This is a genomic window from Micromonospora sp. NPDC047548 (assembly GCF_040642975.1).
Classification (GTDB): domain Bacteria; phylum Actinomycetota; class Actinomycetes; order Mycobacteriales; family Micromonosporaceae; genus Micromonospora.
Genome location: NZ_JBEYTI010000024.1, coordinates 40,536 through 66,975 on the forward strand (window position 1 = coordinate 40,536; position 26,440 = coordinate 66,975).

At 71.9% G+C, this 26,440-nt stretch carries 23 protein-coding genes and 1 pseudogene; 12 read left to right on the top strand and 12 right to left on the bottom strand.

The window, feature by feature from the left end; all coding sequences use genetic code 11:
• Nucleotides 1-8 precede the first annotated feature (8 nt).
• Entirely contained in the window at nt 9-302 is a 294-nt protein-coding gene (locus ABZ807_RS22445; protein WP_357161189.1) for a hypothetical protein, read from the bottom strand.
• Between the two features lie 213 nt (nt 303-515).
• Between ABZ807_RS22445 and ABZ807_RS22450 the strand changes: the two genes are divergently transcribed.
• The 3 genes from ABZ807_RS22450 to ABZ807_RS22460 all read left to right on the top strand — a co-directional run bounded on the left by ABZ807_RS22450 (nt 516) and on the right by ABZ807_RS22460 (nt 2,985).
• On the top strand, nt 516-848 hold the full coding sequence (locus ABZ807_RS22450) for a YciI family protein (RefSeq protein WP_357161192.1): 333 nt from the start codon (nt 516-518) through the stop codon (nt 846-848).
• Between the two features lie 5 nt (nt 849-853).
• On the top strand, nt 854-2,059 hold the full coding sequence (locus ABZ807_RS22455) for a sigma-70 family RNA polymerase sigma factor (protein ID WP_357161194.1): 1,206 nt from the start codon (nt 854-856) through the stop codon (nt 2,057-2,059).
• Between the two features lie 458 nt (nt 2,060-2,517).
• Nucleotides 2,518-2,985: a hypothetical protein gene (locus tag ABZ807_RS22460; protein WP_357161197.1), complete on the top strand. Its 468-nt coding sequence runs from the start codon at nt 2,518-2,520 to the stop codon at nt 2,983-2,985.
• A gap of 637 nt (nt 2,986-3,622) precedes the next feature.
• Here ABZ807_RS22460 and ABZ807_RS22465 read toward each other — a convergent pair.
• From ABZ807_RS22465 to ABZ807_RS22485, 5 genes are all read right to left on the bottom strand, one after another.
• Entirely contained in the window at nt 3,623-4,477 is an 855-nt protein-coding gene (locus tag ABZ807_RS22465; RefSeq protein WP_357161200.1) for an SRPBCC family protein, read from the bottom strand.
• Nucleotides 4,470-5,030: a helix-turn-helix domain-containing protein gene (locus ABZ807_RS22470; RefSeq protein ID WP_357161203.1), complete on the bottom strand. Its 561-nt coding sequence runs from the start codon at nt 5,028-5,030 to the stop codon at nt 4,470-4,472. The genes ABZ807_RS22465 and ABZ807_RS22470 overlap by 8 nt, the downstream gene beginning before the upstream one ends.
• A 94-nt stretch (nt 5,031-5,124) precedes the next feature.
• Nucleotides 5,125-6,468 (bottom strand): class I SAM-dependent methyltransferase, encoded by a 1,344-nt coding sequence (locus ABZ807_RS22475; protein WP_357161205.1) that lies wholly within the window; start codon nt 6,466-6,468, stop codon nt 5,125-5,127.
• Complete coding sequence (locus ABZ807_RS22480) at nt 6,465-7,847, bottom strand: FAD-binding oxidoreductase (protein WP_357161208.1); 1,383 nt, start codon at nt 7,845-7,847, stop codon at nt 6,465-6,467. Before ABZ807_RS22480 ends, ABZ807_RS22475 begins: the two co-directional genes overlap by 4 nt.
• A gap of 120 nt (nt 7,848-7,967) precedes the next feature.
• Nucleotides 7,968-8,690 carry a FadR/GntR family transcriptional regulator gene (locus ABZ807_RS22485; protein WP_357161211.1) on the bottom strand — a complete coding sequence of 241 codons (723 nt, stop codon included), beginning with the start codon at nt 8,688-8,690 and terminating at the stop codon, nt 7,968-7,970.
• 221 nt (nt 8,691-8,911) lie between these two features.
• Here ABZ807_RS22485 and ABZ807_RS22490 point away from each other — a divergent pair, with 221 nt between their 5' ends.
• The 5 genes from ABZ807_RS22490 (at nt 8,912) to ABZ807_RS22510 (ending at nt 15,495) form a co-directional block, all read left to right on the top strand.
• On the top strand, nt 8,912-10,528 hold the full coding sequence (locus tag ABZ807_RS22490; RefSeq protein ID WP_357161214.1) for an ABC transporter substrate-binding protein: 1,617 nt from the start codon (nt 8,912-8,914) through the stop codon (nt 10,526-10,528).
• Nucleotides 10,529-10,614: 86 nt separating this feature from the next.
• Nucleotides 10,615-11,574: an ABC transporter permease gene (locus tag ABZ807_RS22495; RefSeq protein ID WP_357161217.1), complete on the top strand. Its 960-nt coding sequence runs from the start codon at nt 10,615-10,617 to the stop codon at nt 11,572-11,574.
• A complete protein-coding gene (locus ABZ807_RS22500; protein WP_357161220.1) occupies nt 11,574-13,538 on the top strand; it encodes a dipeptide/oligopeptide/nickel ABC transporter permease/ATP-binding protein in 1,965 nt (654 codons plus the stop codon). Before ABZ807_RS22495 ends, ABZ807_RS22500 begins: the two co-directional genes overlap by 1 nt.
• Nucleotides 13,535-14,566: an ABC transporter ATP-binding protein gene (locus tag ABZ807_RS22505; protein ID WP_357161223.1), complete on the top strand. Its 1,032-nt coding sequence runs from the start codon at nt 13,535-13,537 to the stop codon at nt 14,564-14,566. The genes ABZ807_RS22500 and ABZ807_RS22505 overlap by 4 nt, the downstream gene beginning before the upstream one ends.
• Nucleotides 14,563-15,495, top strand: a complete 933-nt coding sequence (locus ABZ807_RS22510) for a dihydrodipicolinate synthase family protein (RefSeq protein ID WP_357161226.1) — start codon at nt 14,563-14,565, stop codon at nt 15,493-15,495. Before ABZ807_RS22505 ends, ABZ807_RS22510 begins: the two co-directional genes overlap by 4 nt.
• Nucleotides 15,496-15,500: 5 nt before the next feature.
• Here ABZ807_RS22510 and ABZ807_RS22515 read toward each other — a convergent pair whose 3' ends face one another.
• The 3 genes from ABZ807_RS22515 to ABZ807_RS22525 form a co-directional block, all read right to left on the bottom strand.
• Nucleotides 15,501-16,493 carry an acetylxylan esterase gene (locus ABZ807_RS22515; RefSeq protein ID WP_357161229.1) on the bottom strand — a complete coding sequence of 331 codons (993 nt, stop codon included), beginning with the start codon at nt 16,491-16,493 and terminating at the stop codon, nt 15,501-15,503.
• Nucleotides 16,494-16,572: 79 nt separating this feature from the next.
• A complete protein-coding gene (locus tag ABZ807_RS22520; RefSeq protein WP_357161232.1) occupies nt 16,573-18,441 on the bottom strand; it encodes a sialidase family protein in 1,869 nt (622 codons plus the stop codon).
• Between the two features lie 252 nt (nt 18,442-18,693).
• Nucleotides 18,694-19,392: a FadR/GntR family transcriptional regulator gene (locus ABZ807_RS22525; protein ID WP_357161234.1), complete on the bottom strand. Its 699-nt coding sequence runs from the start codon at nt 19,390-19,392 to the stop codon at nt 18,694-18,696.
• Between the two features lie 222 nt (nt 19,393-19,614).
• Between ABZ807_RS22525 and ABZ807_RS22530 the strand changes: the two genes are divergently transcribed.
• Complete coding sequence (locus ABZ807_RS22530) at nt 19,615-21,606, top strand: beta-galactosidase (protein ID WP_357161237.1); 1,992 nt, start codon at nt 19,615-19,617, stop codon at nt 21,604-21,606.
• Nucleotides 21,607-21,651: 45 nt separating this feature from the next.
• On the opposite strand, the gene ABZ807_RS22535 is transcribed toward ABZ807_RS22530, so the two are convergent.
• Nucleotides 21,652-22,878: a sialidase family protein gene (locus ABZ807_RS22535; RefSeq protein ID WP_357161240.1), complete on the bottom strand. Its 1,227-nt coding sequence runs from the start codon at nt 22,876-22,878 to the stop codon at nt 21,652-21,654.
• A 169-nt stretch (nt 22,879-23,047) separates the two neighbouring features.
• Between ABZ807_RS22535 and ABZ807_RS22540 the strand changes: the two genes are divergently transcribed.
• From ABZ807_RS22540 to ABZ807_RS22550, 3 genes and pseudogenes are all read left to right on the top strand, one after another.
• Nucleotides 23,048-23,332 (top strand): DUF427 domain-containing protein, encoded by a 285-nt coding sequence (locus ABZ807_RS22540; RefSeq protein ID WP_357161243.1) that lies wholly within the window; start codon nt 23,048-23,050, stop codon nt 23,330-23,332.
• 49 nt (nt 23,333-23,381) lie between these two features.
• On the top strand, nt 23,382-24,104 hold the full coding sequence (locus ABZ807_RS22545; RefSeq protein WP_357161246.1) for an RICIN domain-containing protein: 723 nt from the start codon (nt 23,382-23,384) through the stop codon (nt 24,102-24,104).
• A gap of 180 nt (nt 24,105-24,284) precedes the next feature.
• Nucleotides 24,285-24,507, top strand: a pseudogene (locus ABZ807_RS22550) (DJ-1/PfpI family protein); the annotation flags it as partial.
• A gap of 58 nt (nt 24,508-24,565) precedes the next feature.
• Here the strand turns inward: ABZ807_RS22550 and ABZ807_RS22555 are convergent.
• Together ABZ807_RS22555 and ABZ807_RS22560 are read right to left on the bottom strand one after the other, a co-directional pair.
• The gene (locus ABZ807_RS22555) at nt 24,566-25,042 is read right to left on the bottom strand and encodes a hypothetical protein (RefSeq protein ID WP_357161249.1); all 477 of its coding nucleotides are present in this window, start codon (nt 25,040-25,042) and stop codon (nt 24,566-24,568) included.
• Between the two features lie 307 nt (nt 25,043-25,349).
• Entirely contained in the window at nt 25,350-26,414 is a 1,065-nt protein-coding gene (locus ABZ807_RS22560; RefSeq protein WP_357161251.1) for a hypothetical protein, read from the bottom strand.
• Nucleotides 26,415-26,440: the final 26 nt, after the last annotated feature.

Sequence of the window (26,440 nt, forward strand, 5' to 3'; positions counted from 1 at the left end):
ACCCCGGTTCACGACGTGGTTCGCCGCCACGGCCGGCGGGCGTCGAGCTGGGCGGCGAGCAGGTCCAGGAAGGCCCGGAACCCCGCCTCGCCGTGCGGGGTCGGCATCTCGTCGGTCAGCGGGCCCCGGTGTCGCCGGGCCCTTGTGATCGCTGCGGCGTAGACGCCCGGACCGGCGCCGAAGGACCGGCGTTCGACCATCGCCTCGGCCATCCGGGCGGCGGCGACGTCGTCCAGCTCGGCGGTGAAGATCAACCCGTAGAGGATCTGGTTGACGACACCCTTCCAGTCGTCGCGGGGCATCGCGGTCCTCCTCGGTAACTGAATCGCCGGTGATCGGTGCCGATGACATGATCTACCCCTGCCCGGCCCCGACCCGGTGGACCCGCCGTACCGGTGGGATCTCGATCGGCCGGCTCTGCGCCACGCCGCCGAAGATTTTTCCACCGTCGGTGTCCGGATCCGGGTCCGGCGTTCGTCACCCTGGTGAGGCCACGACACCGAGGAGCGCGACCGATGAAGTTCATGATGTTCGTCTGCAACGACACCGAGCCGGACGCCGACCCGACCGCCGCGCCCGACATCGAGCAGTGGGTGGCCGAGCGGGACGCCCGCGGCCAGCGCCTTGAGGGCAGCGTGCTGGTGCCGCCGTCGGCGGCCACCACGGTCCGGGTACGCGGCGGCGAACTGCTGTTGAGCGACGGCCCGTTCGCCGAGACCAAGGAGGTCATCGTGGGGTTCGACATCCTGGAGTGCGCCGACCTGGACGAGGCGATCGAGGTTGCCCGCGCCCACCCGATGGCGTATGCCGGGCGGATCGAGCTGCGCCCCTTCGCTGACCTGGACTGACGCGGGTGCTCGACGCGGCCGACGCGGTGGCCGAGGCGGGCGCCGAGGCGTACCCGCCGATCGTCGCCGCGCTGATCCGGGTCACCGGCGACTGGACCCTCGCCGAGGACTGCGCCCAGGAGGCGCTGGCCTCGGCGCTGGAGCGCTGGCCCCGCGACGGCGTGCCCGGCAACCCGGGCGGCTGGCTGATGACGGCCGCCCGGAACCGGGCCGTGGACGTGCTGCGCCGGGCCTCGGTGGAACGTCGCAGGCTGCGGGATCTGGCACTGCTCACCGACCCGACGCCACCGACCGGCACGGAGGGGGACGTGGTGGACGACCGGCTGCGACTCGTCTTCACCTGCTGCCACCCCGCGCTGGCCCTGGAGGCGCGGGTCGCCCTGACGTTGCGCACGGTGGCCGGGGTGCCCACCGCCGACATCGCCCGCGCGTTCCTGGTCAGCGAGTCCACCATGACCCGACGGATCACCCGCGCGAAGACCAGGATCGCCACGGCCGGCATCCCGTACCGGGTGCCGGCCGGGTCCGCGCTGGTCGAGCGACTGCCGGGCGTCCTGGCCGTGCTCTACCTTCTCTTCACCCGGGGGTACGACGCCGACGGCGAGCCCGCCTTCGCCGACGAGGCGATCCGGCTGGCCCGGTTGCTCGACCGGTTGATGCCCGACCAGCCGGAGGTCGCCGGGCTGCTGGCCCTGTTCCTGTTCCAGAACTCGCGCCGCGCCGCCCGCCGCGACCCGGCCGGTGACCTGCTCACCCTCGACGAGCAGGACCGCTCCCGCTGGGACCACGCCGCCATCGTCGAGGGACTCACGGCGCTGGCCCGCGCCGGCCACGGCCCGTACGGGCTCCAGGCCCGGATCGCCGCCGCCCACGCCACCGCCCCGACCGCCGCCGACACCGACTGGGCCGCCATCGCCAGCTGGTACGACGAGCTGGCCCGGATCCGCCCCACGCCGGTGATCCGCCTCAACCGGGCGGTGGCGCACGGCTACGCGTACGGGCCGGGGGCGGGGCTGGCCCTGGTCGCCGAGGCCCGCGCGGGCGGCACGCTCGACGGCTACCCGCCGGCGCTGGCCGCGCAGGCCGAGCTGACCGCCCGCCACGGCGACCCGGTACGCGCCGCCGCGCTGTTCCGGACCGCCGCCGGCCTCGTCGGCTCCGACCCGGAACGGCGGGCGCTGCTACGCCGGGCCAGCGAGCTGGACCACTGACGCACGGGTTGGGTTGGGGCGGCCGGCGCCCCGGACGCGCACGGCTGAGTCGCGTCGACGCCCACGTCGGCTCTCAGAGGGCATCCCGGTCAGGTACGTGATGGTGTGTCTGTTTCGGGTTGATGGTCGCGTCAGGATGGCGTCCGTTACGACTGGAACGTTGGCAGCTGAGCTAGTCGACACGCCGGGGCGACTACAGCTGAGCCGCCAACGATCACGGGCTGGATGGGAAGCGATTGCGGCACGGGCGGCGCCGCGGCCGACCAGCAGGGCACCAACCAGCGTTTATCAGATCAAACCTGGATGAGATGCCCTCTCAGGATCTACGTGACAAATCAGTCTCGGTCTCACTCACGAGGACAGACCACTGGTGCTGATGACCTGGGTGGGAAGATGCACTCCGCCTGACCGAAAGCTGCGGTGGCGGGTGGAAGGGGCGCGGAGTGAGATACGTCAGCGTGGAGCGGGCCAGGGACGGCATAGCGCTGGACCCGACGCCATACCTGCGTCGGCTGCCGTCGTTGGCTGACTCGTTGCCCGCGGGTGCGAGGAGGTTCGCCACTGACCCGGACCACTACGACTTCTTCGGTCAGCGGTGCGTCAAGGACCTCAAACCCGCTCGACTGACGTCCGGTGAGGCGGGCGGGATCCGCTGGGTCGAGCTGCAGCTGCGGCACAACTGTTGGAAGCACGAGGAAGACCTAACGATCCGCTACAGCGGTGTGCAGAGCCTGACGATCGAGCCCGCCGATGATGGGCTGGACGTGGCCCAGCTCCGGGACGTGATGCTGGACGAAGTGCTGCCGCACGAACTCGGTTGCCGACACGAGGTCGTCTGCCTCGCCGGATCGCTGACCGTGACGAGCCAGGATTTGGCCGCTACCTGGTTGCACGCCGACTGTCGGGAGCGCGAGCCGAGCCAATGAGCGGGCCAAACGCCGACGTCCCAGCGGCGGTCATCGAGACCGGCAGCGCCGTTACCAACCGCTCATCTCCGGCACAGTCGGCGGAGTGTCGCGCATGTCCTGATACCGGTCTGTCACGCAGGTCCTTGCTCATCCCGGATAGGTCGGCACCGGTGGCAGGTCAGGTCCCGCCCGCGCTCTCGGCCGCTGGCGGCATGGCGTATGGAGACAGCGCGCAAATTGACGGCGTTGTCGCAGCAGTTGCCGTGTTCGCGCCCTTGAAGCTGATGACGCAAATGGATCGGGCCGCGAAGAGGTGTTCGCGCACACCATTGGCCGCCCGCGCCGGGCCGCCCAGGCCCGGACAGCACAACCGGCCTCCCCGCCGCACCCTCGCGTCCTGGCCGCTCTCCGGACTGACTTGGCCGTAGGACTGCTCGGTGGCACCGCTCTCGCCGGCCCATGCGGCGGCCCTACGCCCGCCCGTCCGCCGGCCTGCGCCGGCCCACGGCGGGTGGCGGGTGGCGGCTGGCAGACCGCCAGCCTTCACGCCCGAACAGGTTGCCGCCGTCCACGGCCCGGCCAGGCCGAAGACGCAATGCGGACCACGGGCCGCACCACGACGGGTGCGGCCCGCGCCGGCGGGAGGGCCGGACGGTCACGCGCCGGCCGGGATCTCCTCCATCACCCAGATCGGCTGCCAGTCGGCCATCTCGTGGTAGCGGCGCAGCTCGGAGAGGCCGGCCACCGACCCGCTCCACGCCGCGTACGGCGGGTTGCCCTCGTCGAAGCCGCTCTGCACGAAGGTCAGCTTCGTCTTCCCGTCGGACTCGGCCAGCTCCCAGGTGCTGACACCGGTCGGTCCCCAGTCGACCGACATCCTGCGGGCGGGCTCCAGGTCGACCACCTTGGCCGCGTACCCGGCCTCGAAGCCGCCCATGGCGTACCGGCCACCGACCCAGGGCTCGATGCCGATCGGGTAACCGAACCAGGCGCTGGCCTGTGCGGAGTCGGTCAGCGACTCCCAGACCCGCGACACCGGCGCGCCGATCAGCAGCTCGCCGCGCAGGTCGGCGGAGGTGAAGTCGGTCTTCGGCAGCAGCGGCCGCCCCTCCAGGTGGGCGGCGAGGTTGGCGATCGACAGGCTCCACCAGGTCTGCAGGACGCCGCGGATGGTGCTGCCGTCCAGCGCCTCGGCAAAGTTGAAGTGGCTCTGGGTGACGGTCAGCAGCGTCGTGTCCGGGCCCTCCGGGGTCAGGGTCATCTCGCTGGTGGTCTCCACCCCGTCGAGCAGCCAGGCGAAGCGCACCGTGTGGTCGTCGGCGTGCAGCAGGCGCTGGTGCGGCGCGTCGCCGTCGGGCGTGTAGCGGCCCCAGAACTCGTACCGTCGTGGCAGCTCAACCTCGACGTGCTCGGCGAACCAGACGCACAGCTCGGCCGGGTCGGTCAGGGCCCGCTGGACGGCCTCGACCGGCGCGGCGAGACGGGCACCCAGCTTCAACGGTTCACTCACGATCATCCCCCTTGGGGTAGCAGGCCACGGCGAGCTTGAAGGCATCCCCCTCGGCGCCGCCGTAGCGCGTGAACAGGTCCCGCAGCGTGGACTGCAGGTCGTGCAGGAACTCCTGCCGGCGCTCGGCCGGCACCCGGATCTCGCCGGATACCCCGATCGAGGGCAGCTCCGGCGCGGACCGGTCGAGGGCGGCGACGTCCGCCTGGACCTCCTCCATCAGGTCGAGCAGGTAGCCCAGGCTGAGCTCGTCCCGGGCGCGGCGCAGCCCCCCGACCCGCCCGACGAGGCGGGGCGAGAGCCAGTACGACCGGGCGGCGGCCTGGTAGATGCCCTCGGTGATGCCGCGCACCTTCCGGGTCGACACCTGGTCGACCAGCCCGGCCGCCACCAGCTGTTTGACGTGGTAGTAGACGCGCTGCGGCGTCTGCTCCAGCCGGGCGGCGACCTCGGTGCAGGTGCGGGGCTCGGCCAACTGCCGCAGCACCTCGACACGCTGCGGCTTGAGCAGGACCTCGGCCTGCTCGATCTGCTCCAGGTACAGGACGTCTCTCATGGCACAAATGAGCTTGTACGTAAAAACTCTTTTTGTCAACGGGTTCGAGGAAAGCCGCGCCGGTCCGGCGCGGCTTTCCTCGGACAGTTCCCGGTCAGGGCGCCCAGTCGGGACGCAGTGGATACGACGTCGCCCCGTCCGGCCCGTTGCGGGTAGCCACCACCTGATGCAGCTGGATGTCGTTGCGCTCGAAAGCCATCCGCGACCCGGCCATGTAGAGGCCCCACACCCGGGCGGTGCCCTGGCCCACCTCGGAGACGCAGAAGTCCCAGTGCTCCACCAGGTTGCGGCACCACGCGGCCAGCGTCAGCGCGTAGTGCTGGCGCAGGTTCTCCTCGTGGTGCACCTCCAGCCCGATGTCGTGGATCTCGCCGATCAGCCGGCCCGGCCCGGCCAGCTCGCCGTCCGGGAAGACGTACCGGTCGATGAACGCCCCCGAGCGGTGCGGGGCCCGGTTGTCGGCCCGGGTGATGCAGTGGTTGAGCAGCCGGCCGTCCGGCCGCAGCCGGTCGCGCAGCGCCCCGAAGTACGACGGGTAGTTGCGCACTCCGATGTGCTCGGTCAGCCCGATCGAGGAGACCGCGTCGAACTGCTGCCACGGAGCGTCCCGGTAGTCCAGGTGGCGCACCTCGGCCAGCTCGGTCAGCCCCTCCCGCTCGATCGCCGCCTGCGCCCACCGCGCCTGCTCCCTGGACAGGGTCACGCCGAGCGCCCGCACGCCGTACTCCCGGGCGGCGTGCCGGACCATGCCGCCCCAGCCGCAGCCGACGTCGAGCAGCCGCATCCCCGGCTTGAGCGCCAGCTTGCCGGCGACCAGGTCGTACTTGGCCGCCTGGGCCTGCTCCAGCGTGTCGCCCGGACTGCGGAACACCGCGCAGGTGTACGTCATCGACGGGCCGAGCACCTTCTCGTAGAAGGCGTTCGAGACGTCGTAGTGGTGCGAGATCGCGGTGCTGTCGCGCAGGCGGGAGTGGCGCAGCCCGTTCATCACCCGCCGCCAGCGCGGCTGCGCCTCCTGGGGCGGAGGCGGCGGAGGCAGCAGCCGCTCCCAGCCCAGCCCGCGCACCAGCGCCAACCCCTCGGTCAGCGAGGGAGCCTGCAGCCGCAACTCGTCCTTGAGCACCCGCAGCGCCTCGTACGGGTCACCCGGGTGCACCCCGTCCAGCCCCAGGTCACCGCTGACGTAGGCCCGGGCCATGCCCAGGTCGCCCGGCGCGGTGAGCAGGTACGACAGGCCCCGCTCGGAACGGATCGACAGGGTGATCCCGGCATCGGCCGGGCCCAACGAGCTGCCGTCGTACCCGGTGATGCGGACCGGCAGGCCCCCCGGGGTGACCGCGCGGATGACGTCGGCGACGCTCGTGCCGCTGCGCCGGCCCCCCGCCGGTGGCCTGGGCGGCGTGGCGGCCGCCCCCTGTTCTCGGTCGGTCAGGCTCATTTGTTCGCTACCGCCTTCTCGTACAATCCGGTGAGCCGGTGGTCCGGGTCGTAACGCTCCTTCACGGCACGCCAGACGTCCCCGCCGTAGAGCCGGTCGAACGCTTCCCGGTCGTAGTACGCATCCGAGTAGAGCGACTTGTGACCGCCCATCTCGGACACCGCCCGCTCGATCGAGCGGTTCACGTCGCCGTCCGCCGCTCCCCCGGCGATCGGCACACTCCCCCAGAAGCCGACGTTGACGTAGGTCTGCCCCGGCCCGAGCGGATACAGCGGCCAGGCCCGCGCCGACCCCGCCCCGGCCGGCTCGCGCAGCCGCAGCGGGCAGAGCCAGACCGGGGTCATGCCCACATTGGCGGCGAACCAGCAAAGGAACTCGCCCGTGGCCTCCAGCGGGATTTCGACGTCCTGCACCACCCGCTCGCGGGCGGGGCGCCCGCGCCAGCGGTCCACCCGCGCGGCGACCTGGTGCCGGTGTTCCAGCCGGACCAGCCGGTGGTAGAAGTCGCTGCGCCGCCACCGCGCTGGCCAGATCCGGCGGACGGCCGGGTGCTGGACCCCGAACGCGGCCGAGCACCAGAACCAGTCGGTGTCCCAGCGCCAGAGGTAGTCGTGGGTGGTCAGCGCGTCGCGGGTGCGCCGGCGCAGCGAGCGGTAGTAGATCTCCTGGCCGGTGTAGTCGCTGCGCTGCGGCGCGTCGTCGGTGAAGGTGCCCAGGGTGAGGTACGCCTCGCCGGGGCTGAACATCACCCCGTCCATCGCGTCGACCGGCCGGCCCTCCCACTCGCCCTTGACGACCACGTCGCCGATCGCCTCGGTCAGCTCCTCCAGGCGGCTGAAGCGCACGTTGCGCAGCGCCACCGCGTGGCGTACGGGTTGGAGCTCGATGCGCAGCCGGGTGGCATAGCCGAGGCTGCCCAGCGAGTTGGGGAAGGCCGCGAAGAGGTCGGCGTGCTCGCCTTCGGGGCGGGTGGTGACGATCTCGCCCGCGCCGGTGAGCACGTCCATCTCGGTCACCGACTCGTGCGGCAGCCCGTTGCGGAACGAGGTCGACTCGATGCCCAGCCCGGTGACCGCGCCGCCCAGCGTGATCGTGCGCAGCTGCGGCACGACCAGCGGCATCAGCCCGTGCGGGAGGGTGGCGTCGACCAGGTCCTCGTACGTGCACATGCCCTGCACGTCGGCGGTGCGGGCCTGCGGGTCGACCGCCAGCACACCGTTCAGCCCGGAGACGTCCAGGCCGGGCGAGCCGGTGGCCGTCCGGGGGCGGAAGAGGTTGGAGGTCCGCTTGGCGAGGCGGACGGGTTGTCCGGGGGGCACTGCGGCGTACGACCGCCGTAGCGTGTCCACCGCCTGGCCATGATCACGCAGCGCGCGCATGAGATCACCTTACGCGCCGAACGCTCTGTGCGTGGGATGTCCACGGTGGCCTTTTCGCGTCCACAATCGGACAGTCGCGTTACCGTGGCGACGTGCCGTCACCCGCCCTCGCCGCCCGGGTCAGCCCTGGCCACGCAGCCGCGCCAGTCGCCCGCGTACGCCGTCGAAGTGGGCCTGGACCGCGGTGACCGCAGCCTCCTTGTCGCCCGCGACCACCGCATCGTGGATCAACTGGTGGCGGCGCACCACCTCTTGCGACGGCTCGCTCGGCGCGCCGAGGTCCAGCCGCAGCTGGTGGTACACGTCCCAGAATGCGCCCAGCAGCTGCCCGACGAGTGGATTGCCCAGCGGGAGGTAGAGCACGTCGTGGAAGAGCCGGTCGGTCTTTGGGGAGACGCCCCCCAGACGCGCCTCCGTCTCCATTCGGGCCAGCACGTCGGCCGCGGCGGACAGGTCGGCCTCGCGGCGCCGGTCGATGAGCTGCATGACCAGGCCACTCTCCAACGCCTCCCGGACCTGCATGAGATGGGCGAGGTGATGACCGCTGTCGGTTGGGGTGATCCGGCCGTGGAAGGCCAGTCCATCGACCAGTCCACCCAGTGACATCCGCCCGACGAACATGCCGAAGCCGTGCCGGATCTCCACGATGCCGACGGCCTGCAACGCCTTGAGCGCCTCCCGGACGGAGTTGCGGCTGATTCCGAGCTCCTTCATCAGCTCCGACTCGGTGGGCAACGGGTCACCGGCGCTGAGGCCCCGGTCGAGGATCAGGCTTTTGACCGCCTCCCGGGCTTCGGCGGCGCGGCTCGTTCGAGGGCGGGCGGGACGGTCGGCAACGCTCATGGGTCAGGCTCAACTTCCGCTGGACATCCTATGAATCGCAGCCCGGCCGGCGCGGGCCGACTGATCGGGCGGCAGCCGCAACCTTCCGGAAACCTGGCTGACTCTTTCCCTTGACCCGGGCGCTGCGGCCACTCTAGCCTCCACTCTAGCCCTAGAGGTGGGATGTGGAACGTCCCACGTCCTAGCCAAATAAACGTCACACCTCAATCGGAGGAGGCACCGTGAGCGCCCCGGTATTCCGGCCCCACCACAGCCGCCGCGACTTCCTGCGCTTCAGCGGAATGCTCGGTGCGGCCGCCGTCGTGACCGCCAACATCTCCGCCTGCGAATCCGGACCAGCCTCCACGAGTTCGGTGGGTGCCGGCGCCGACAAGGACCTCGTCACCGCGGTCATCGGCTACGGCAACGACCAGAGCTGGGACCCCACGATGACGGCCTCGGCCTTTTCCATGGCCGCCAACCAGCACATCTACGAAGGCCTGATCGAGACCGACCCCGTCACCCGCGAGCCCTACCCCGCGTTGGCCACCGCCCTGCCCACCGACACCGCAGCCACCACCTGGCGATTCACCCTGCGCGAGGGCGCCAAGTGGCACAACGGGCAGCAGGTCACGGTGGACGACGTGCACTTCACCTTCGACCGGGTGCTCGACCCATCGACCCTGGTCAGCTCCTTCTTTCGCTCCTGGCTCAAGGAGGTCAGGAAGGTCGACGACCGCAGCGTCGAGCTGGTCTTCAACTTCGCCTTCCCCGACGCCCTGCGCCGCCTCTCCATCGCGAAGATCATGCCGAAGCACGTGTTCGGGGTCGCCGGGGGCTGGGACGCCGCCAAGGGCGGCAAGGCGGTCGGGTCGGGTCCGTACCGGCTCACCGCGCACAACCCCAAGTCGAACAGCACCTTCGAGGCGTTCGCCGACTACAACGGGCCGCGCAAGGCACGGTTCAAGAAGATGAACTGGCTGTCCATCGTCGACAGCTCTGCCCGGGTCGCGAAGATCTCCGGCGGGTCCGCCGAGGCGCAGATCGCGGACAACATCCCGTACGCCAACATCGACCAGCTCAAGAAGTCGGGCCTCACCGTCGACGGCGGCAAGGGCATGAACCACATGTTCCTGATGTTCAACACCGGCGCGAAGCCGTTCGATGACGTGCGGGTCCGGCAAGCGCTGCTCTACGCCATCGACACCCGGAAGATGATCGAGGTGGCACTCAAGGGCCACGGGACAGCGTCGACCAGCTTCCTGAACGAGCAGAACCCCTCGTACGCCAAGGCCAAAACCGTCTACGGCTACGACCCCGCGAAGGCCAGATCGCTGCTCGCGGCGGCCGGCGTCACCAACCTGTCGGTCACCCTGATGTCGGTCAACGTCAGCTGGATCGCCGACTGCCTACCCACCATCGCCAACTCCTGGAACGCGATCGGCGTCAAGACCACCCTTCAGCCGCAGGACACCAGCGCGCTGTTCACCAAGATGGACCAGTCCCAGGACTACCAGGTCGTCGCCGCCGCGTCGAACCCCAACCAGTTCGGCCTCGACGCCGACCTCATTCTCCGCTACAACTACACCGCCGGCGGCACGTGGATGAAGTACACCAAGTGGGACAGCAGCGCCGTCGCCAAGAACCTCTTCGCGCTGATGGATCAGGCCACCCGTGAGCCGGACCAGACCCGCAAGCTCGCGCTGACCCACCAGTACCTGGACGTCATCGCCGAGCAGGCCGTGCTCTACCCGGTGGTGCACACCGAGCTGATGACGGCCTGGGACCCGAAGAAGATCTCCGGCCTCCGTCCGCAGGCCTACCCGGGCATCAACCTGCTGCAAGCGGAGCGCGCCTGACGCCCAGGGCGGGCGACGGCGACACCAGCCTCGCCCGCCCTGCAGCCCCGCCCGGCCCGGACGCCCCACCCGCCGAGGAGTGAACCGTGGCAGTGATCGCCAGAATGCTGCTCCGCCGCCTGCTCATCCTGATCCCGCTCCTGCTGGGCGTGATCCTGTTCGTCTTCATCGTCATGCGGTTCTCCGAAAACAAGCCCGAGTACGCCTACTTCCAGGGCGCGAACCCCACGCCGGAACAGATCCACCAGTTCCAACTGGAGAACGGCCTGCTGGATCCGCTGCCGATCCGCTACCTGCGATTCGTCGGCGACCTCCTGCAGGGCGACATGGGCACCAGCGTCCTGACCAGGGCACCGGTGCTCGACTCGGTGCTCACCGCACTGCCGCTGACCCTCCAGCTGACCTTCCTCGGCCTGCTGATCGGCGTGGTCACCGCGCTGGTCCTCGGCATCACCGCGGCGCTCTTCCGGGACCGCTGGCCCGACCAGCTGATCCGGGTCCTGTCGCTGACCGGCGTCGCCGCGCCGTCGTTCTGGCTGGCCCTGCTGATGATCCAGTATCTGGCCGTCGACGCCGGCCTCTTTCCCACCGGCGGGTACATCAATCCGGCCGACTCCTTCAGCGGCTGGCTGCGGTCACTGACCCTTCCGGCGCTGGCCCTGTCGCTGCCCGTCGCGGCCCAGCTGACCCGGATCGTGCGCACCTCGATGGTCGAGGAGTTGGACAAGGACTACGTACGCACCGCGATCGGCAGCGGCCTGCCACCGGTCGTCGTGGTCGGCCGCAACGTGCTGCGCAACGCGCTGATCAATCCCCTCACGGTGCTCGGCCTGCGGGTCGGCTACCTGCTCGGCGGCGCGGTGGTCATCGAGACGATCTTCTCTCTGCCCGGGATGGGGAAGCTGATGATCGATGGGGTGACCAACGGCGACCCCGCGGTGGTGCAGGGCGTGGTGCTGACCATCGCCACCGGCTTCGTCGTGGTCAATCTCGTCGTCGACATCCTCTACCTGCTGGTCAACCCACGCCTGAGGAGTGCTGGCTGATGCGTCGACGACTCGCCGAACGGCTGACCCGACCCGGCATCGGGTTCCGCCGGCTCCCGCTGCTGTCCTGGGTCGCGCTCGGTGTCCTGGTGGTGGTCGCCTTCGCCGCAGTGCTTGCCCCGGTCATCGCGCCGCACTCCCCACTGACCCAGCACTCCACCAGCGGCGGTCCGTCCGCCACCCACTGGATGGGCCTGGACAGCGCCAACCGGGACATCTTCAGCCGACTGCTGCACGGGGCACGCTGGTCGCTCATCATCGGGATCGGCGCGACCGGCCTCGCCCTGCTCGCCGGGGCCGTGATCGGCGCCGTCGCCGCCACCAGTCGCAAGTGGGTCGACGAGGGCGTGATGCGCGTCCTCGACGTGATCATGGCCTTTCCCGGCATCGCGCTGGCCGCGGTCCTGGTCGCGGTCTTCGGCGGCGGGGTCGGCGTCCTGGTGACCGCGATCGGCTTCCTCAACACCCCGCCGGTGGCCCGCATCGTCCGGGCGAACGTGCTCGCCCAGTACGGGGAGGACTACGTCGCCGCCGAGAAGATCATCGGCGCCCGTACGCCGTACATCCTGGCCCGACACGTGGCGGTCAACTGCGCCGCACCCATTCTGGTCTTCTGCACGGTCATGGTCGCCGACGCGATCGTGTTCGAGGCGTCGCTGTCCTTCATCGGCGCGGGCGTCCGCCCGCCCGACCCGTCCTGGGGCAGCGTCATCGCCGACGGGAAGAACCTGGTGCTGCTCGGCGGATGGTGGGCCACCGTCTTCCCCGGGCTGCTGATCCTCGTCACCGTGCTGGCGCTGAACATGCTGTCCGAGGGCATCTCCGACGCCTGGGCGACGCCGACCGCGCGACGCGCCCCCGCCCGTCGAGTCGGCGACGTCGACACGTTCGAGCAGGCCCGCCCCGGCTCGGGTGAGGTCACCGAACTGCCCGGACTCGTCGAGGCCGCCCAACGGCTCGCCGAACGGGCCCGCCCACTGCCCGACGGCCCACCGATTCTGCAGGTGAGCGACCTCGCCATCGGATTCGACGGCCGGCACGACGGGGTGGACATCGTCGACGGGATCTCGTTCGACCTCCGGCCTGGGGAGGTGCTGGGACTCGTCGGTGAATCCGGCTGCGGCAAATCGCTGACCGCACTGACCATCATGGGTCTGCAACCGCCGGATGCCCGGGTCCGCGGCACCATCCGCTTCGCCGGTGCCGACCTGCTCCGCATGCCCCGCTCGGCGCGGCGGCGGCTGCTGGGGCACGACCTGGCCATGATCTACCAGGACGCGCTCTCGTCGCTGAACCCGGCGATGACCGTCCGCGCCCAGCTCAAGCAGGTCATCCGGAGAGGCGGTCGGCGCAGCGCCACCGAGCTGCTCGAGCTGGTCGGGCTCGACCCGGACCGCACGCTCTCCGCCTACCCGCACGAGCTCTCCGGCGGCCAACGGCAGCGGGTCCTCATCGCCATGGCCCTGTCCCGGCACCCGAAGCTCATCATCGCCGACGAACCGACCACCGCGCTGGACGTGACGGTGCAGGCACAGGTGATCGAGCTGCTGCTGCGGCTCCGGGCGGAGCTCGGTTTCGCGCTGATCCTGGTGTCGCACGACCTCGCCCTGGTCGCCGACATCACGGACCGGGTCGCGGTGATGTACGGCGGCCAGATCGTCGAGACCGGCGTGACCGCCGAACTGGTCGGCGCACCCGCCCACCATTACGCCCGGGGCCTGCTCGGTTCGGTGCTGTCCCTGGAGGCCGGGGCGTCCAGGCTGTCCCAGATCCGCGGCGTCGTACCGTCCCCCGCCGACTTCCCGGCCGGCTGCCGCTTCGCCGACCGTTGTCCGATGGCGGCCGACGTGTGCCGCACCGTCACACCCGACCTGGCCGGTGACCCACGCCGCCACGCAACCGCCTGCCATCACCCCGCGATCGATCTCACCCAGCCGCTGGCGGCGGGAACGGAGGCCCGGTGAACCCGATCGAACCGGTGGGAAGACCCCTGCTGGAACTCGCCGACGTACACGTCGTCCACCGGGCCCGCTCGGGCGGCCTCTTCTCCAAGGACCGGGTGTACGCGTTGACAGGCGCGGATCTCACCGTCGGGCCCGGAGAAACGGTCGGCATCGTGGGCGAGTCGGGCTGCGGCAAGTCGACGCTGGCCCGGGTGCTGGTCGCGCTGCAGCGCCCGACCGCCGGGGCGGTCCGCTTCCGGGGCGAGGACGTGTGGTCGATGCCGCAGTCGCGGCGCCGACGGACGATCGGCGCGACGACCGGCATGGTGTTCCAGGATCCGTCGACCGCGTTGAACCGCCGGCTGTCCGTCCGGCAGATCCTGCGGGACCCGCTGGACGTGCACCGGCGGGGAGCGCCGAGCCACCGCGAGCCGCGGGTACGCGAACTGCTCGACCTCGTCGGGCTGCCGGCCAGCTCCGCCGACCTGCTGCCCGGCCAGCTCTCCGGGGGGCAGCGGCAGCGGGTCGCCATCGCCCGGGCACTGGCGCTGGAACCCGACCTGGTGGTGGCGGACGAGCCGACGAGCGCGCTGGACGTGTCGGTGCGGGCCCAGATCCTCAACCTGTTGCTGGACCTCAAGGACCAGCTCGGGCTTGCCATGGTCTTCGTGTCGCACGACATCCAGACGGTACGGCGGATGAGCGACCGGGTGGTCACCATGTACCTCGGGCGGATCGTGGAGCAGGCACCAGCCCGGTCGGTGCCGCAACAGGCACGCCACCCGTACACCCGGGCGCTGTTCTCCGCGACCCCGGGCCTGCTCTCGCCGATCGACCCGATCCCGCTGTCCGGCCTGGTGCCCTCCGCGACCCGGCCGCCGTCCGGATGCCCGTTCCGCACCCGCTGCTGGAAGGCGGACGACGCGTGCGCCCGCGAGCTGCCCGTGGCGCAGGGCGTGACGGACGGCCACCTCTTCCGCTGCCACCACCCCGTACCGGGCGGTGCCACCGACCTCGAACTGATCAGCCAAGCACAGGAGCGTCCATGACCATCGCCGCCGCACTCACCGGCGTCATCCCCCCGGTATGCACCCCACTGACCCCCGACTTCGAGGTCGACACCCGTTCGCTCACCCGACTCGTCGACCACCACCTGCGGGGCGGGGTGAACGCGCTGTTCGTGCTCGGTTCTTCGTCAGAGGTGGCCTTCCTACCCGACACGCATCGCAGGATCGTGTTGGACACGGTGATCGGTCATGTCGCGGGTCAGGTGCCGGTGCTCGCCGGCGTGATCGACATGACCGCACTGCGGGTACTCGACCACGCCCGGGTCGCGGCGGACGCCGGAGCGGCGGGACTGGTGGCCACCGCGCCGTTCTACGCCCGTACCCACCCGGTGGAGATCGACGCGCACTTCCGGGCAATCGCCGACCGGGCCGGCCTGCCGCTGTACGCGTACGACCTGCCGGTGTCGGTGCACAGCAAACTGGGCGCGGAACTGGTGCTCGGGCTGGCCGCCGACGGGGTGCTGGCCGGCATCAAGGACTCCAGCGGCGACGACGCCAGCCTGCGGGGGCTGATTCTCGGCCGGCGTGACCGGCCGGAGATCACCGGGTTCAGCGTGTTGACCGGATCGGAACTCACCGTCGACTCGGCGCTGTGGATGGGCGCCGACGGGGTCGTGCCCGGTCTGGGCAACGTGGACCCGGACGGTTACGTGCGGCTCTTCCAGGCTGCCGCCAAGGGCGACTGGTCGGCCGCGCGTACGGAGCAGGAGCGGTTGCTGCGGATGTTCGAGCTGGTGTTCGTGGGGGCGCACCGGATGGGGGGCAGCTCGTCCTCGCTCGGCGCCTTCAAGGCCGCGCTGCACCTCCGGGGGATCATCGACCATCCGACCACGGCACTGCCCCAGGTGCCGCTGAACAGCGAGGAGACCGCCCGGGTCGGCCGGTACCTGGCCGACGCCGGGCTGCTGTAGCACCGTCACGGGGTCCACGGGCCGCCGGGGCATACCCGCTTGCCGAGCCAGCGGAGCTGCTCCACCCGCTGGAAGGCGGCCCCACCCTCGTGCCCGTTGTACGGCCACACCACGATCTCCTTGTCCGCGCTGGCGCAGTGGTTGTAGGCCGCGAAGACCGTCGACGGCGGGCAGATCCGATCCATCAACGCCACCGACATCAGCACCGGGGCGGCAATCCGGGACGCGAAGTTGAGCCCGTCGAAGTAGCCGAGCGTGTGGAAGACACGGTCCACCTCACCACGGCGGGTCTGCAGGTACGAGGCCAGTTCGGCGTACGGCCCGGCGTCGGTGACGTCGACGGCCCGGCGGAAGTGGCACAGGAAGGGCACGTCGGCCAGGACGCCGGTCAGCCCGGCGACCAGCCCGGCGACCGCGAGCGCGATCCCGCCGCCCTGGCTGCCCCCGGCGACGGCGATCCGGGTCGGGTCGACCTCCGGGATGTCCCGCGCGGTCTCCACCGCCCGTACCGCGTCGGCGAGAACCCGCCGGTAGTAGTAGCGGTCGGCGTCGGTGACGCCCCGGGTGAGGAAGCCGTTGGCCTGCGGCGACCCGAACGGGTCCGGGTCCGGGGTGTCCCCGGTGAGGGAGCCGTCCGCGCCCTGGCCGCGGGTGTCCATCACCAGGTGGGCGTAGCCGGCGGCGCTCCAGAAGAGCCAGTCGTGCGGGAGGCCACGGCCGCTGCCGTAGCCGATGTACTCGACGACGCAGGGCAGCGGACCGGTCCGGTGGCGGGGCCGCAGCAGCCAGGCGCGGACTGGCTGGCCGGCGTGACCGGCGAAGGTGACGTCGTACACCTCCACCGTGGCGAGCCCGGCGTCGTACGGCTCCAGTCGCGCCGGCCAGGCCGCGGTCGCGGCCTGGCCGGTCGTCGCGGCCCAGAAGTCGTCGAAGTCGTCAGGCTCGATCCGGGCCGGCCGGTAGTCACGCAGCTTCTCCAGTGGCCAGTCGACAAGCACGGGTGTCCTTTCTCATCATTCCGTCGCCCGGCACGGCGGCGCCCGCCTGGGCGCCGCCGTGCCGGGTCAGCGACAGCGGTCAGCGCACGGTCTCCAGCGGGAGCCGCAGGCCCAGTTCGCCGCCGATCTGCAGGTTCTGCTTGCGGATCAGGTCCAGCTCGGTGGGCGACAGGGCCCGGCGGTAGAGGCGGGCCTCGTCGAGCGTCCCACGGAAGCGGTCCGCGCCGTCCACCCGCTGCCCGAGGTGAATCCCCTGGACACCGAACTCCTTGCCCGCCGTCACCGAGCCGGGCGGCACCGCCGCGGCGGCGACCTCGGCACCGTCGATCCGCAGCACCAGGCGGCCGTCGACGCGCTGCAGCACCACATGGTGCCAGTTGCCGTCGTTGTACGCCTGAGGTGAGGAGACCGAGATGTTGAACCGGTCAACCATGATCAACGCTCGGATCCGGTTGCTGGCCGGCTCGGCCCGCAGCCACAGCTGGGGAGTTGTGCCGCTACCGGTGCGGTACGCCCACATGATGGCGTGCGAGCCCTTCGTCTCCGCGTACCGGATCCAGGTCGCGAACGTGAAGTCCTCGCCGCCGAGGTCGACCGAACGGTCGAACGGCACCTCGACCCGGTCGTCCACGCCGTCGAGGTACAGCCCACCGCCGTAGCGCCCTGACGTCGGCTGCGCGCCGCCGCGGACGTACGCCGGGTTGTCGTGGGGCGAGATGTCCGGCGTCGTCGGTCCCGGCGCCGGCGGTCCCGGAATCCCCGGCGGCGTCGGGTTCGGGGCGGCCAGGTATGCCTCGTTGAACCGGGCGTACCGGATCGTCTCGTACGGGCTGGCCTGCCCTGCCTCGTACATCAGGGCGGCCTCGTCCCCGTCGAGCCGGACCAGGTCGGAGTAAGCGGTCGGACCCCAGTAGAAAACCTTGCCCTCGTCCCAGCGCTGCCAGCTCCGTCCCTCGTCGAAGGACGAACGGACCGTCATCACCTCCCGCGCCACCGGGTGGGCCGGGGAGGAGAGCAGGATCCGGTCGGAGGCGTCGCCGGCATCGGTCGCGCTGAACCGCAGCGTCGAGGCCTGCACGTCGGGCATCTCCAGGTCGGGGATGGTCCGGAACGGGGCGTCGAACGTCTGTCCGCCGTCGCTGCTGGTCGCGTACGCCCGGTGCCCCGGGTCGGTGCCCCGTTCCCGGGCGAGCGCGTAGATCCGGCCGTCGATCAGCTCGACGACGGTCACCTCCTGGGCGATCACCGAGCCGTCGTCGCGGAACGTCTCGGCGCCGATCTGCCAGGTCAGGCCGCCGTCGTCGCTGTAGAGCAGGTGGGTGCCATAGAGGTGCGCCCCGACCCCGTCATAGCTCTCGAAGCTGGCGCCGACCACCAGCCGGCCGGCGTGCGGGCCCCGCTGCAGTTGGATGCCGTGCATGGGCCCGGTGGCGTACCAGAAGTTCCACCCCGGGCGCTTGGCCTCGGTCAGCTCGCGCACGGCCGACCAGGTCGCGCCGTGGTCCTCGCTGGTCACCAGGAACGGGTCGCGGGGGCAGCCGTTCGGGCAGGGGGCCGCGCCGTTGCCGGTGCCGACCACCGCGACCCGCCCGGTGCGCTCGTCGACGATGGGCACCGGGTTGCCCCGGGTCTGGCCGTTGCCGTCGATGACCACCTGGAGCGGCCCCCAGGTCCGTCCGCCGTCGGCGGAACGACGCAGCACGAGGTCGATGTCCCCGTCGTCGCCGCAGTCGTCGACCCGCCCTTCGGCGAACGCGAGGACCATGCCGTTCTTCGCCCGGACCACCGCGGGGATCCGGAAGCAGGCGTACCCGAAGTCGCCACGCCCGTAGAGCACCTGCTCGTCGACGAACGGGGCGGCGGCGCCGGTCACGTCGGGCCCGCCTGCCGCCCCGGCGGCGCCTGCGGTGGTGGGAGCCGCGAGCGTGCCGACGATCAGGCCCGCCACAGCCAGCAGGACACCCGCCCGTCGGCGGGTCGACCGCCGACTGGCGTGCTGCCGTGTTCGATGTCCATCTTCCATGTCGTCGCGCCCTTCTGATCGATGAAGGTTGGCGACGGTCATCCTATGTGGGACGTGGGATGTCCGGAAGGGAGAAATTCCACGATTGCCGGCGGCGGGCGGGCCGATCCGCCACGACGGGGCGCGTGCCGGGCGGGCCCGCCCGGCACCGCCAGCCGCGAAGCCGCGAGGGCAAACTCAGGCCGGCTGCTGACCCGCCTCGGTGAGCCAGCGCTCGGCCCGGGCAATCCTGGCCTTGACGTCGCGGAAGTGCAGGCGCATCGCCTCCTGGGCGCCGCTGCCGTCGCGGTCGCGCAGCGCCTCGACGATCCGCCGATGGTTGGCGACGATGTCCGCGGCCCGGTCCTCGGGCGGGCCGAGTGCCGGCTCAACCTCGTGGTAGACGTCCCAGAACAGCCCGATCAACTGGAGTACGAGTTCGTTGTCGCAGGATTCGTAGAGCAGCGAGTGGAAGGCACGGTCCGCCTCCTTGTCCCGGGCCATCGCGGTGACCAGGGCCTCCAACGCCGCCAGCCGGGCCTCGCTGATGTCGAGCACCACCGACCCGATCAATCCGGTCTCGAGGAGCTCGCGGACGGCGACCAGATCCTGCAGCGCACGGATCCCATGCCCGGGCCGGGTACGCACCCGGAAGGTCAACGACGGGGTGAGCACCCCCAGCGGGGCATGCCCCACGAACGTGCCGAAGCCGTGCCGGATCTCCACGATGCCCAGCGCCTGCAGGGCGCGAATGGCCTCCCGCACGCTGTTGCGGCTGGCGCCGAGCAGGTCCATCAACTGCGGCTCGGTCGGCATCGCCGCGCCCGGCGCCAGTCGCCGCTCGTGGATGAGGGAGACGATGCGCTCCTGCAGGCTCTCCCTCGCGCGTGCCCGCATGTTGCCTCCCACACTCCGCGCCAGCACTCTTCTCGCGCTCCTAACATCCCACGTCATGGCACCGACGAGGCGAGGCGGTGGGGAGAATTTACACCGGAGCGCCTTGACGGTCACCACACCCCGACCTAGATTGCCCGAAGGACGGATGACATCCCATGTCCGCCTCGCCCGAACTGGGAGTGTCCGGGGCGGTTTCCCCGACCCGACGAGGAGTGGACCAGGATGACCATGCCCCGAATCATGTTCGGCGGAGACTACAACCCGGAACAGTGGCCGGAGGACGTCTGGGCCGAGGACATGAAGCTGATGGCCGAGGCAGGCGTCTCGCTGGTCTCGGTGGGCATCTTCGCCTGGGCCCGGGTGGAGCCGCGGCCGGGCGAATATGACTTCGCCTGGTTCGACCGGGTGCTGGACCACCTCGCGGAGGCCGGCATCGGGGCGAGCCTGGCCACCATGACCGCCTCACCGCCGCCCTGGTTGTCCCGGCTGCACCCCGAGATGCTGCCCCGCCGGGCCGACGGAGTCCAACTCTGGCCCGGCGCCCGCCAGCACTACTGCCCGTCGAGTCCGGTCTACCGGGAGTACTCCGCCCGTCTCGTGGAACGGATCGCCGCGCGGTACAGCGACCATCCGGCCCTGCGTCTGTGGCACGTCGGAAACGAGTACGGCTGCCATGTCCGGGCCTGCTACTGCGACGTGTCCGCAGCGGACTTCCGGCGGTGGCTACGCGAGCGCTACCGCGACGTGGACGCGCTCAACACCGCCTGGTCAACCGCATTCTGGTCGCAGCGCTACGACGACTGGGCCGAGGTCCTGCCGCCGCGTACCGCGCCCACCTTCGGCAACCCGGCCCAGAAGCTCGACTTCGCCCGGTTCAGCGACGACGCGATCCTCGCCTGCTACACCATGGAACGCGACATCCTGCGCCGGCACACCCCGGACGTCCCGGTGACGACCAACTTCATCGGCCTCGTGCACAAGCCGATCGACTCCTTCGGGTGGGCGGCCGAGCAGGACGTGATCAGCCTCGACAGCTATCCCGACCCGTACGACCCGCGTACTCACGTCGACGCCGGGTTCGGCTACGACCTCGTCCGGTCGGCCCGCCAGGGGCAGCCCTGGCTGCTCATGGAGCAGGCACCGAGCGCCGTCAACTGGCGCGAACGCAACGCCCCCAAGCCGCCGGGGCTGATGCGGCTGTGGAGCTGGCAGGCGGTCGCCCAGGGTGCGGACGGGGTGCTCTTCTTCCAGTGGCGCCAGGCCGCGGGCGGCGCCGAGAAGTTCCACTCGGCCATGCTGCCGCATGCCGGAGCGCACACGCGTGTCCACCGCGAGGTCCGCGAACTCGGTGCGGAGATCGCGGCGGCGGCCGAACTGGCCGGCACCCGGGTGCGGGCTGAGGTGGCGCTGATACACGACTGGCCGAACTGGTGGGCGGTGGAGGGCGAGGCCCATCCGGCTCCGCTGGACCTCCTGGCGGCCCACCGGGCACACTACGCGCCGCTGTTCGACGCTCACGTCACCTGCGACGTGGTGCCACCGGACGCCGACCTGGACGGGTACCGCCTGGTGGCCGTACCCAATCTGTATCTGCTCTCGGCCCCGACGGCCGCAGCCCTGCGCGACTACGTGGACCGTGGCGGAACCCTGCTGGTGTCCTACTTCTCCGGCGTGGTCGACGACACCGAGCGGCTGCATGCGGGCGGCGCGCCGGGCCCGTTGCACGACCTGCTCGGGCTGCGGGTGGAGGAGTTCTGGCCGCTACCCGCCGACGGCACGATCGGCCTGGACATCGACGGCCACCAGGGTCGGGGCCTGGAGTGGTCGGAATGGGTGGAGCCGGCGGGCGCGCAGGTGGTGGGCACGTTCACCGAGGGTGAGCTGGCTGACCGGCCGGCTGTGCTCCGGCACAGTCACGGAGCCGGCACCGCCTGGTACCTGGCGACCCGCCCCGACCCGGCGCTGCTGCGCATGGTGCTCGACCGGGTCCGCGCGGAGGCCGGAGCCGCACCGGTCCTGCCCGATCTGCCCGACGGCGTGCAGGCCGTCCGCCGGCACGGTGCCGACCGGTCGTACCTGCTGCTGCTCAACCACGGTGACACCGAGGTCACCGTGACGCTGCCGACGCCGGCCGTCGACCTGCTCGGCGACGCGGACCGCCCCACGGACCTCGTCACCCTGGCGCCGCGTGGCGTCGCCGTGCTGCGCTCCTGACGCGCGGGTGTGCGCCGCAGCTCAGGCCGCGGCGCACACCCGCGCTCACCCGCGTGGGATCAGCTCACCGGTCGGGACCCGGCGGAACGTGATGGTCTCGTACGGGCCGAAACTGCCCGTCTCGTAGAGCACGCCAACCGTGCGCGAGTCCAGCTGCACCAGGTCGGAGTATCCGGCGGGCAGGCCGGACAGTGCCAGGGCGGGTCGCCAGGTGGCTCCCTGGTCCGTGCTGATCCGCAGCGTCATCGCCGCCCGGCTGGCCGGATCTGCGGGGCCGGAGAAGAGCAGGGGCGCCTTCGGCCCGGTCAACTGCAGGACGCTGCCCTGCACGACCGGCCCTACCAGGGTCGCCTGCGGCCGGTACGGCAGCACGAGGGTCTCGCCGCCATCGGCGCTGTAGGTGTCGGCCCGGTTGCCGGGCGCGCTGCCATTGTGCTCCCGGGTGTTCAGGTAGAGCCGGCCGTCCGGCAGCTCCGCAGCGGTGGACTCGTTGACGTTGACGTACCCGTTGGGGTTGTCGTCGACCGCACCGATCTGCCAGCTCTCACCGCCGTCGTCGCTGTAGAGCAGGTGGCCACCGTAATACTTGGCTTCCGTGCCGAGATCGGCCGAACCGGCCGGTGGTGCGATCGAGTGGTTGGCGGGCACCACCAGCCGGTGCCGGTGGGCCGCGCCGACCAGCCGCACGGCGTGGCCCGGTCCCGTCGCGTACCACCGCCAGTTCTGCGCCTTGGCCTGCCCGGTGATCTCGCGCGGAGCCGACCAGGTCACCCCCTCGTCGTCGCTGTGCTGGACGAAGACCCGGCGGCTCTGCTCGGCGGTGACCTCGCCGCGCATGATCGCGGCTTCTGACGCGGCTGCGGCGTTGACGGTGGAGAGCAGCACGAGACGGCCGCCCGCGGTCAGGACCGGCGCCGGATTGCCGGCGGTGTCCGGCCCTCGATCGTGGACCACCTGCAGCGGCCCCCAGGTGCATCCGCCGTCACTGGACCGCTTGAGGACGAGATCGATGTTCCCGGCGTCGCTCAGCGAGCCGTGTCGGCCCTCGGCGAAGGCCAGCAGGATCCCGGACCGGGCGGTCACCACCGCCGGAATCCGGAATCCGGTGTAGCCCTCGGCGCCGGAGACGAACGGCACGGAGGCGTCGCACCGGTGCCCGCCCACCGGCGCGCCCGCCGTCGCGGGCGGGGCGCCCAGGGCCAGGGATGCGGCGAGCGTGACACCGGCAAGAGCGATCATCGAGCGGGGTGATCGGACTGTCATGACGGACATGCAGGCCTCTTTCGTGGTGGTCGGGGGCCTCCTTGTCGCGGCGCCAGTGCCGTCGCGCGGCAGCGCGTGAGACGCGTCAGCCGAGGAGGTAGGACGTCCACTGTCCGATCCAGAACCTAATGGTGGAGTTCGATGTGGTCAAGGTCGATCGAGGACCTAGTCTTGCGGCATGCCGAAAGCCGTCTGGAACGACCTGGTGATCGCCGAGAGCGACGACACCGTCCTGGTGGAGGGTAACCACTACTTCCCCCGCAGCGCGCTGCGCGACGACCTGATCCGGGAGTCCGCGACCCACACGGTCTGCCCGTGGAAGGGCACCGCCTCCTACTACACGTTGGATCACGACGGCCGGGCCAGCGCGGACGCGGTCTGGTACTACCCGGACCCGAAGCCGAAGGCCGCGATGGTGCGCGACCGGGTGGCGTTCTGGAAGGACGTCACGGTCGTCGACTGAGTCACCGCCGGCCGGGCCGGGTGGCCACCGCCCGGCCCGGTGGGTCAGGATGCCCCCCATGTCCGCCCCCGACGAACGCCCCGACCCCTCCGGCACCGTCTACGGCGCCCGCCGGGCCACCCGACCCGGGCTGCCCCGAGACCCGCTGATGCGGTTCGCGCTGGCCATCGGGCTGGTCGGCGTACTGCTGGGGGGCTTCTTCGCCACCGGCGTGCTCGGCGGCGGCGACCAGCCGGTGGTGCCGACGGCGGCCGCCTCCGCTCCCCCGCCGCAGGCGCCGTCGCCCGAGGTCACTGAGCCGGCGGAGACCACCCCGGCCGCGCCCTCGCCGACCGCCCCACCCACCACCCCGCCCGCCCCGGTGGCCGGGCCGAAGGTGTTCCGGGCGGCCTCCGGCCTCTGCGTCGGCACCGACGGCGACGGCGAGAAGGCCACCGCCGAGCTGGCCGCCTGCACCGGCGGGCCGGAACAGCAGTGGGTTGCCAACCCGGTCGCCCCCGACCTGGTCACCCTGACCAACGCGGCGTACGGCCAGTGCCTGGACGTCGAGGGCGGCAGCACCGACGACGGCGCGAAGCTCCAGCAGTATCCCTGCCACGGGCAGGCCAACCAGCAGTGGCGGCTGACCCCGGTCGGCACCGGGCCGGTGCTGCTGGTGGCGGTGCACTCGGGCAAGTGCGCCCAGGTCGACGACGCCGGCACCGAGGCCGGCGACGAGATCCGCCAGGTCCCCTGCACCGGCGCCGCCGAGCAGCAGTGGACGGTGGGCTGACCGCTCAGCCCCGGTAGCTCCAGGCCCGGGCGGGCGACGCCACCACGGGCACCGGCACCGGTTCCCGGCGGCGCAGCAGCAGGGAGAGCCCGGCCGCGCCGATCGACAGCGCCCCGGCGACGCACCAGGCCAGCGCGTAGTCGCCGAGCCGGTCCCGGACCAGGCCCGCCCCGGTCGCGGCGAATGCTCCCCGACCACGGGCTCGAACTCGTCGAGGCCGCCGACACGGTGGTCGTGCCGGGCATCCAGAGCGGCGCGGCGATGACCGACGGCACCATCGACCCGGAGGTGGCGGCGGCGCTGCGGGCCGCCCACGCGCGGGGGCGCGCGGATCATGTCGATCTGCACCGGCGCGTTCGTGCTGGCCGCCGCCGGGCTGCTCGACGGCCGGCGGGCCACCACCCCCACGGGACCGGGGGCCGCGTACCCCGGCCACCGTCGGCCGGGCTGCCGCCGAGCGGTCAGGCCGGTTGGGGGTGCGGACGGAGCATGCGCAGTTGGGCCAGGTGCTTGGGCAGGTGGACGCGGGTGTGCAGGTCGAGGGTCCGGGACCAGGGCAGGGGCTCGTCGACGAGCAGGTCGAAACCCTCGCGCAGGTGGGTGTCGACCGGGGTGTCCGCCGTCGGGCCGAGCCGGTCCACCAGCGTGCAGAGCTTCTGGCTGGTCGCCCGCAGCAGGGTGGCCAGCCCGTCCAGGCCGCCGCACTGGGCGACCAGCGTGTCCAGCTGGGGGTGGTGGATGGTCTCCAGGTCGTAGTAGGCGAAGGGCGACCCGGCCAGGACCGCCGCGGTGGCCTCGCTCAGCAGCTCGTCGTTGGCGGCCAGGTGGGCGACGATCTGCTCGGCGCTGAGCTGCCCCGGCGGCGGCTCGCCGAAGCCGCCCGCCTCCACCTCGGCGAGCAGCTCGTCGTAGGTTCGCCGCAGCTCAGCGCTCTCCACGCCCCCAGTCAACCCCGCCGCCGTACGCCGGCCGGGGCGTTACCGCACCACGGTCACCCGGACGGGCGGCTCAGCGCCGGCCCCGCCGGGCGCGCAGGTAGTCGGAGACCACGTACTCGCCGAGGTCGTCGAGGTCCGGGGTGAACATCCGGCCCTTCGAGCGGCGGGCCACCGCGTCGACGAAGCAGCGCAGGCCCGGGTCGTCGCCGCCCGTTTCCGCCCGTCCGTGGCGAGCCGGGCCACGGGCGGGCGGATCGGCGCGACCGGCAGCGGCGGGCCCCCGTCGCCCGCGACCCGCCGCTGCCGGTCAGTCCCGGCCGCAGCGGCGGCAGGCGCCCCGCCGGCGCAGGTGGTAGGCCAGGGCCGCCGCGCCGAGGGCCACCCCCCACAGCGGCCAGAGCAGCATCGGCGCCGTGGTCAGGCTCAATCCGTGCTCCCAGAACTGCGGGGTGGAGAGCAGCCCGAGCGAGGCCGCGGTGACCGACAGCGCGACCAGCCCGGCGGGGACCACCGCGAGCGCGATCGGCACCCGCCGGCCGGCCAGCCCGACCAGCCAGCGCGGGAAGCGCTCGCCCCAGGGCCGGACCAGCCCGACGGTGAGCACGGCGCCGACGGTGGCGAAGGCGGCCAGGCCGGCACCCGCCCAGACCAGCCCGGTCTCCTGCATCTCGTCGAGGAACTCCCGGGAGATGCCGAGCGGGATCCCGGCCGCCCAGGCCATCCGGGTGACCGCGTAGGTCAGCGGAATCGCCGCGGCGACCCAGGTCGCCCAGCGTCCCCAGCGGGCCGCCGACCCGGGCGTGGTCCAGCCCCGGGCGTGGCCGTCGCGGCCGCAGGCCAGGCAGGCCCCGGTGGCGCGCCGCTGACCGGCCAGCAGCGCCCCGGCGAGCAGCATCCCGCCGACCAGGGCGGCGCACCGGGCGAACAGCGGCCAGGTGAAGATCTCGGCGTAGTCGACCGGCGGCCAGCCGAACGGCGCCCCGAGGACGAGCATCGGCGCGTACCCGAGCACGACCAGCACCCGGGCGTCGGGGACCACCACGGCCAGCACGAAGGTGAGCGCCCAGCCGTAGCCGAGCAGCAGCGCGCGGAACGGGCCGCGGACCGGGGCGGACAGGGCCAGGGCGGTGACCGCCCCGACCAGCAGCAGCCCGGCGAGCAGCGGCGCGCCGACCGCCACCGGAACCAGCCGCAGCAGGTCCGCCCCGCCGCTGTGCGGGTCGTTCGCGCCGAACGGGTAACCGGCGCCGGTCAGGGTGGCGACCAGGGCGAGCACACCCCAGCCGGCCAGCCAGGCGGCGGCCACCGGCGGGGCCAGGTCGAGCCGGATCCGGGCAGCCCGGCGGGACGTCGATGAGGTGAGTGTCGTCATGGCTCCAGCCTCGGCGGCGCGCCGTT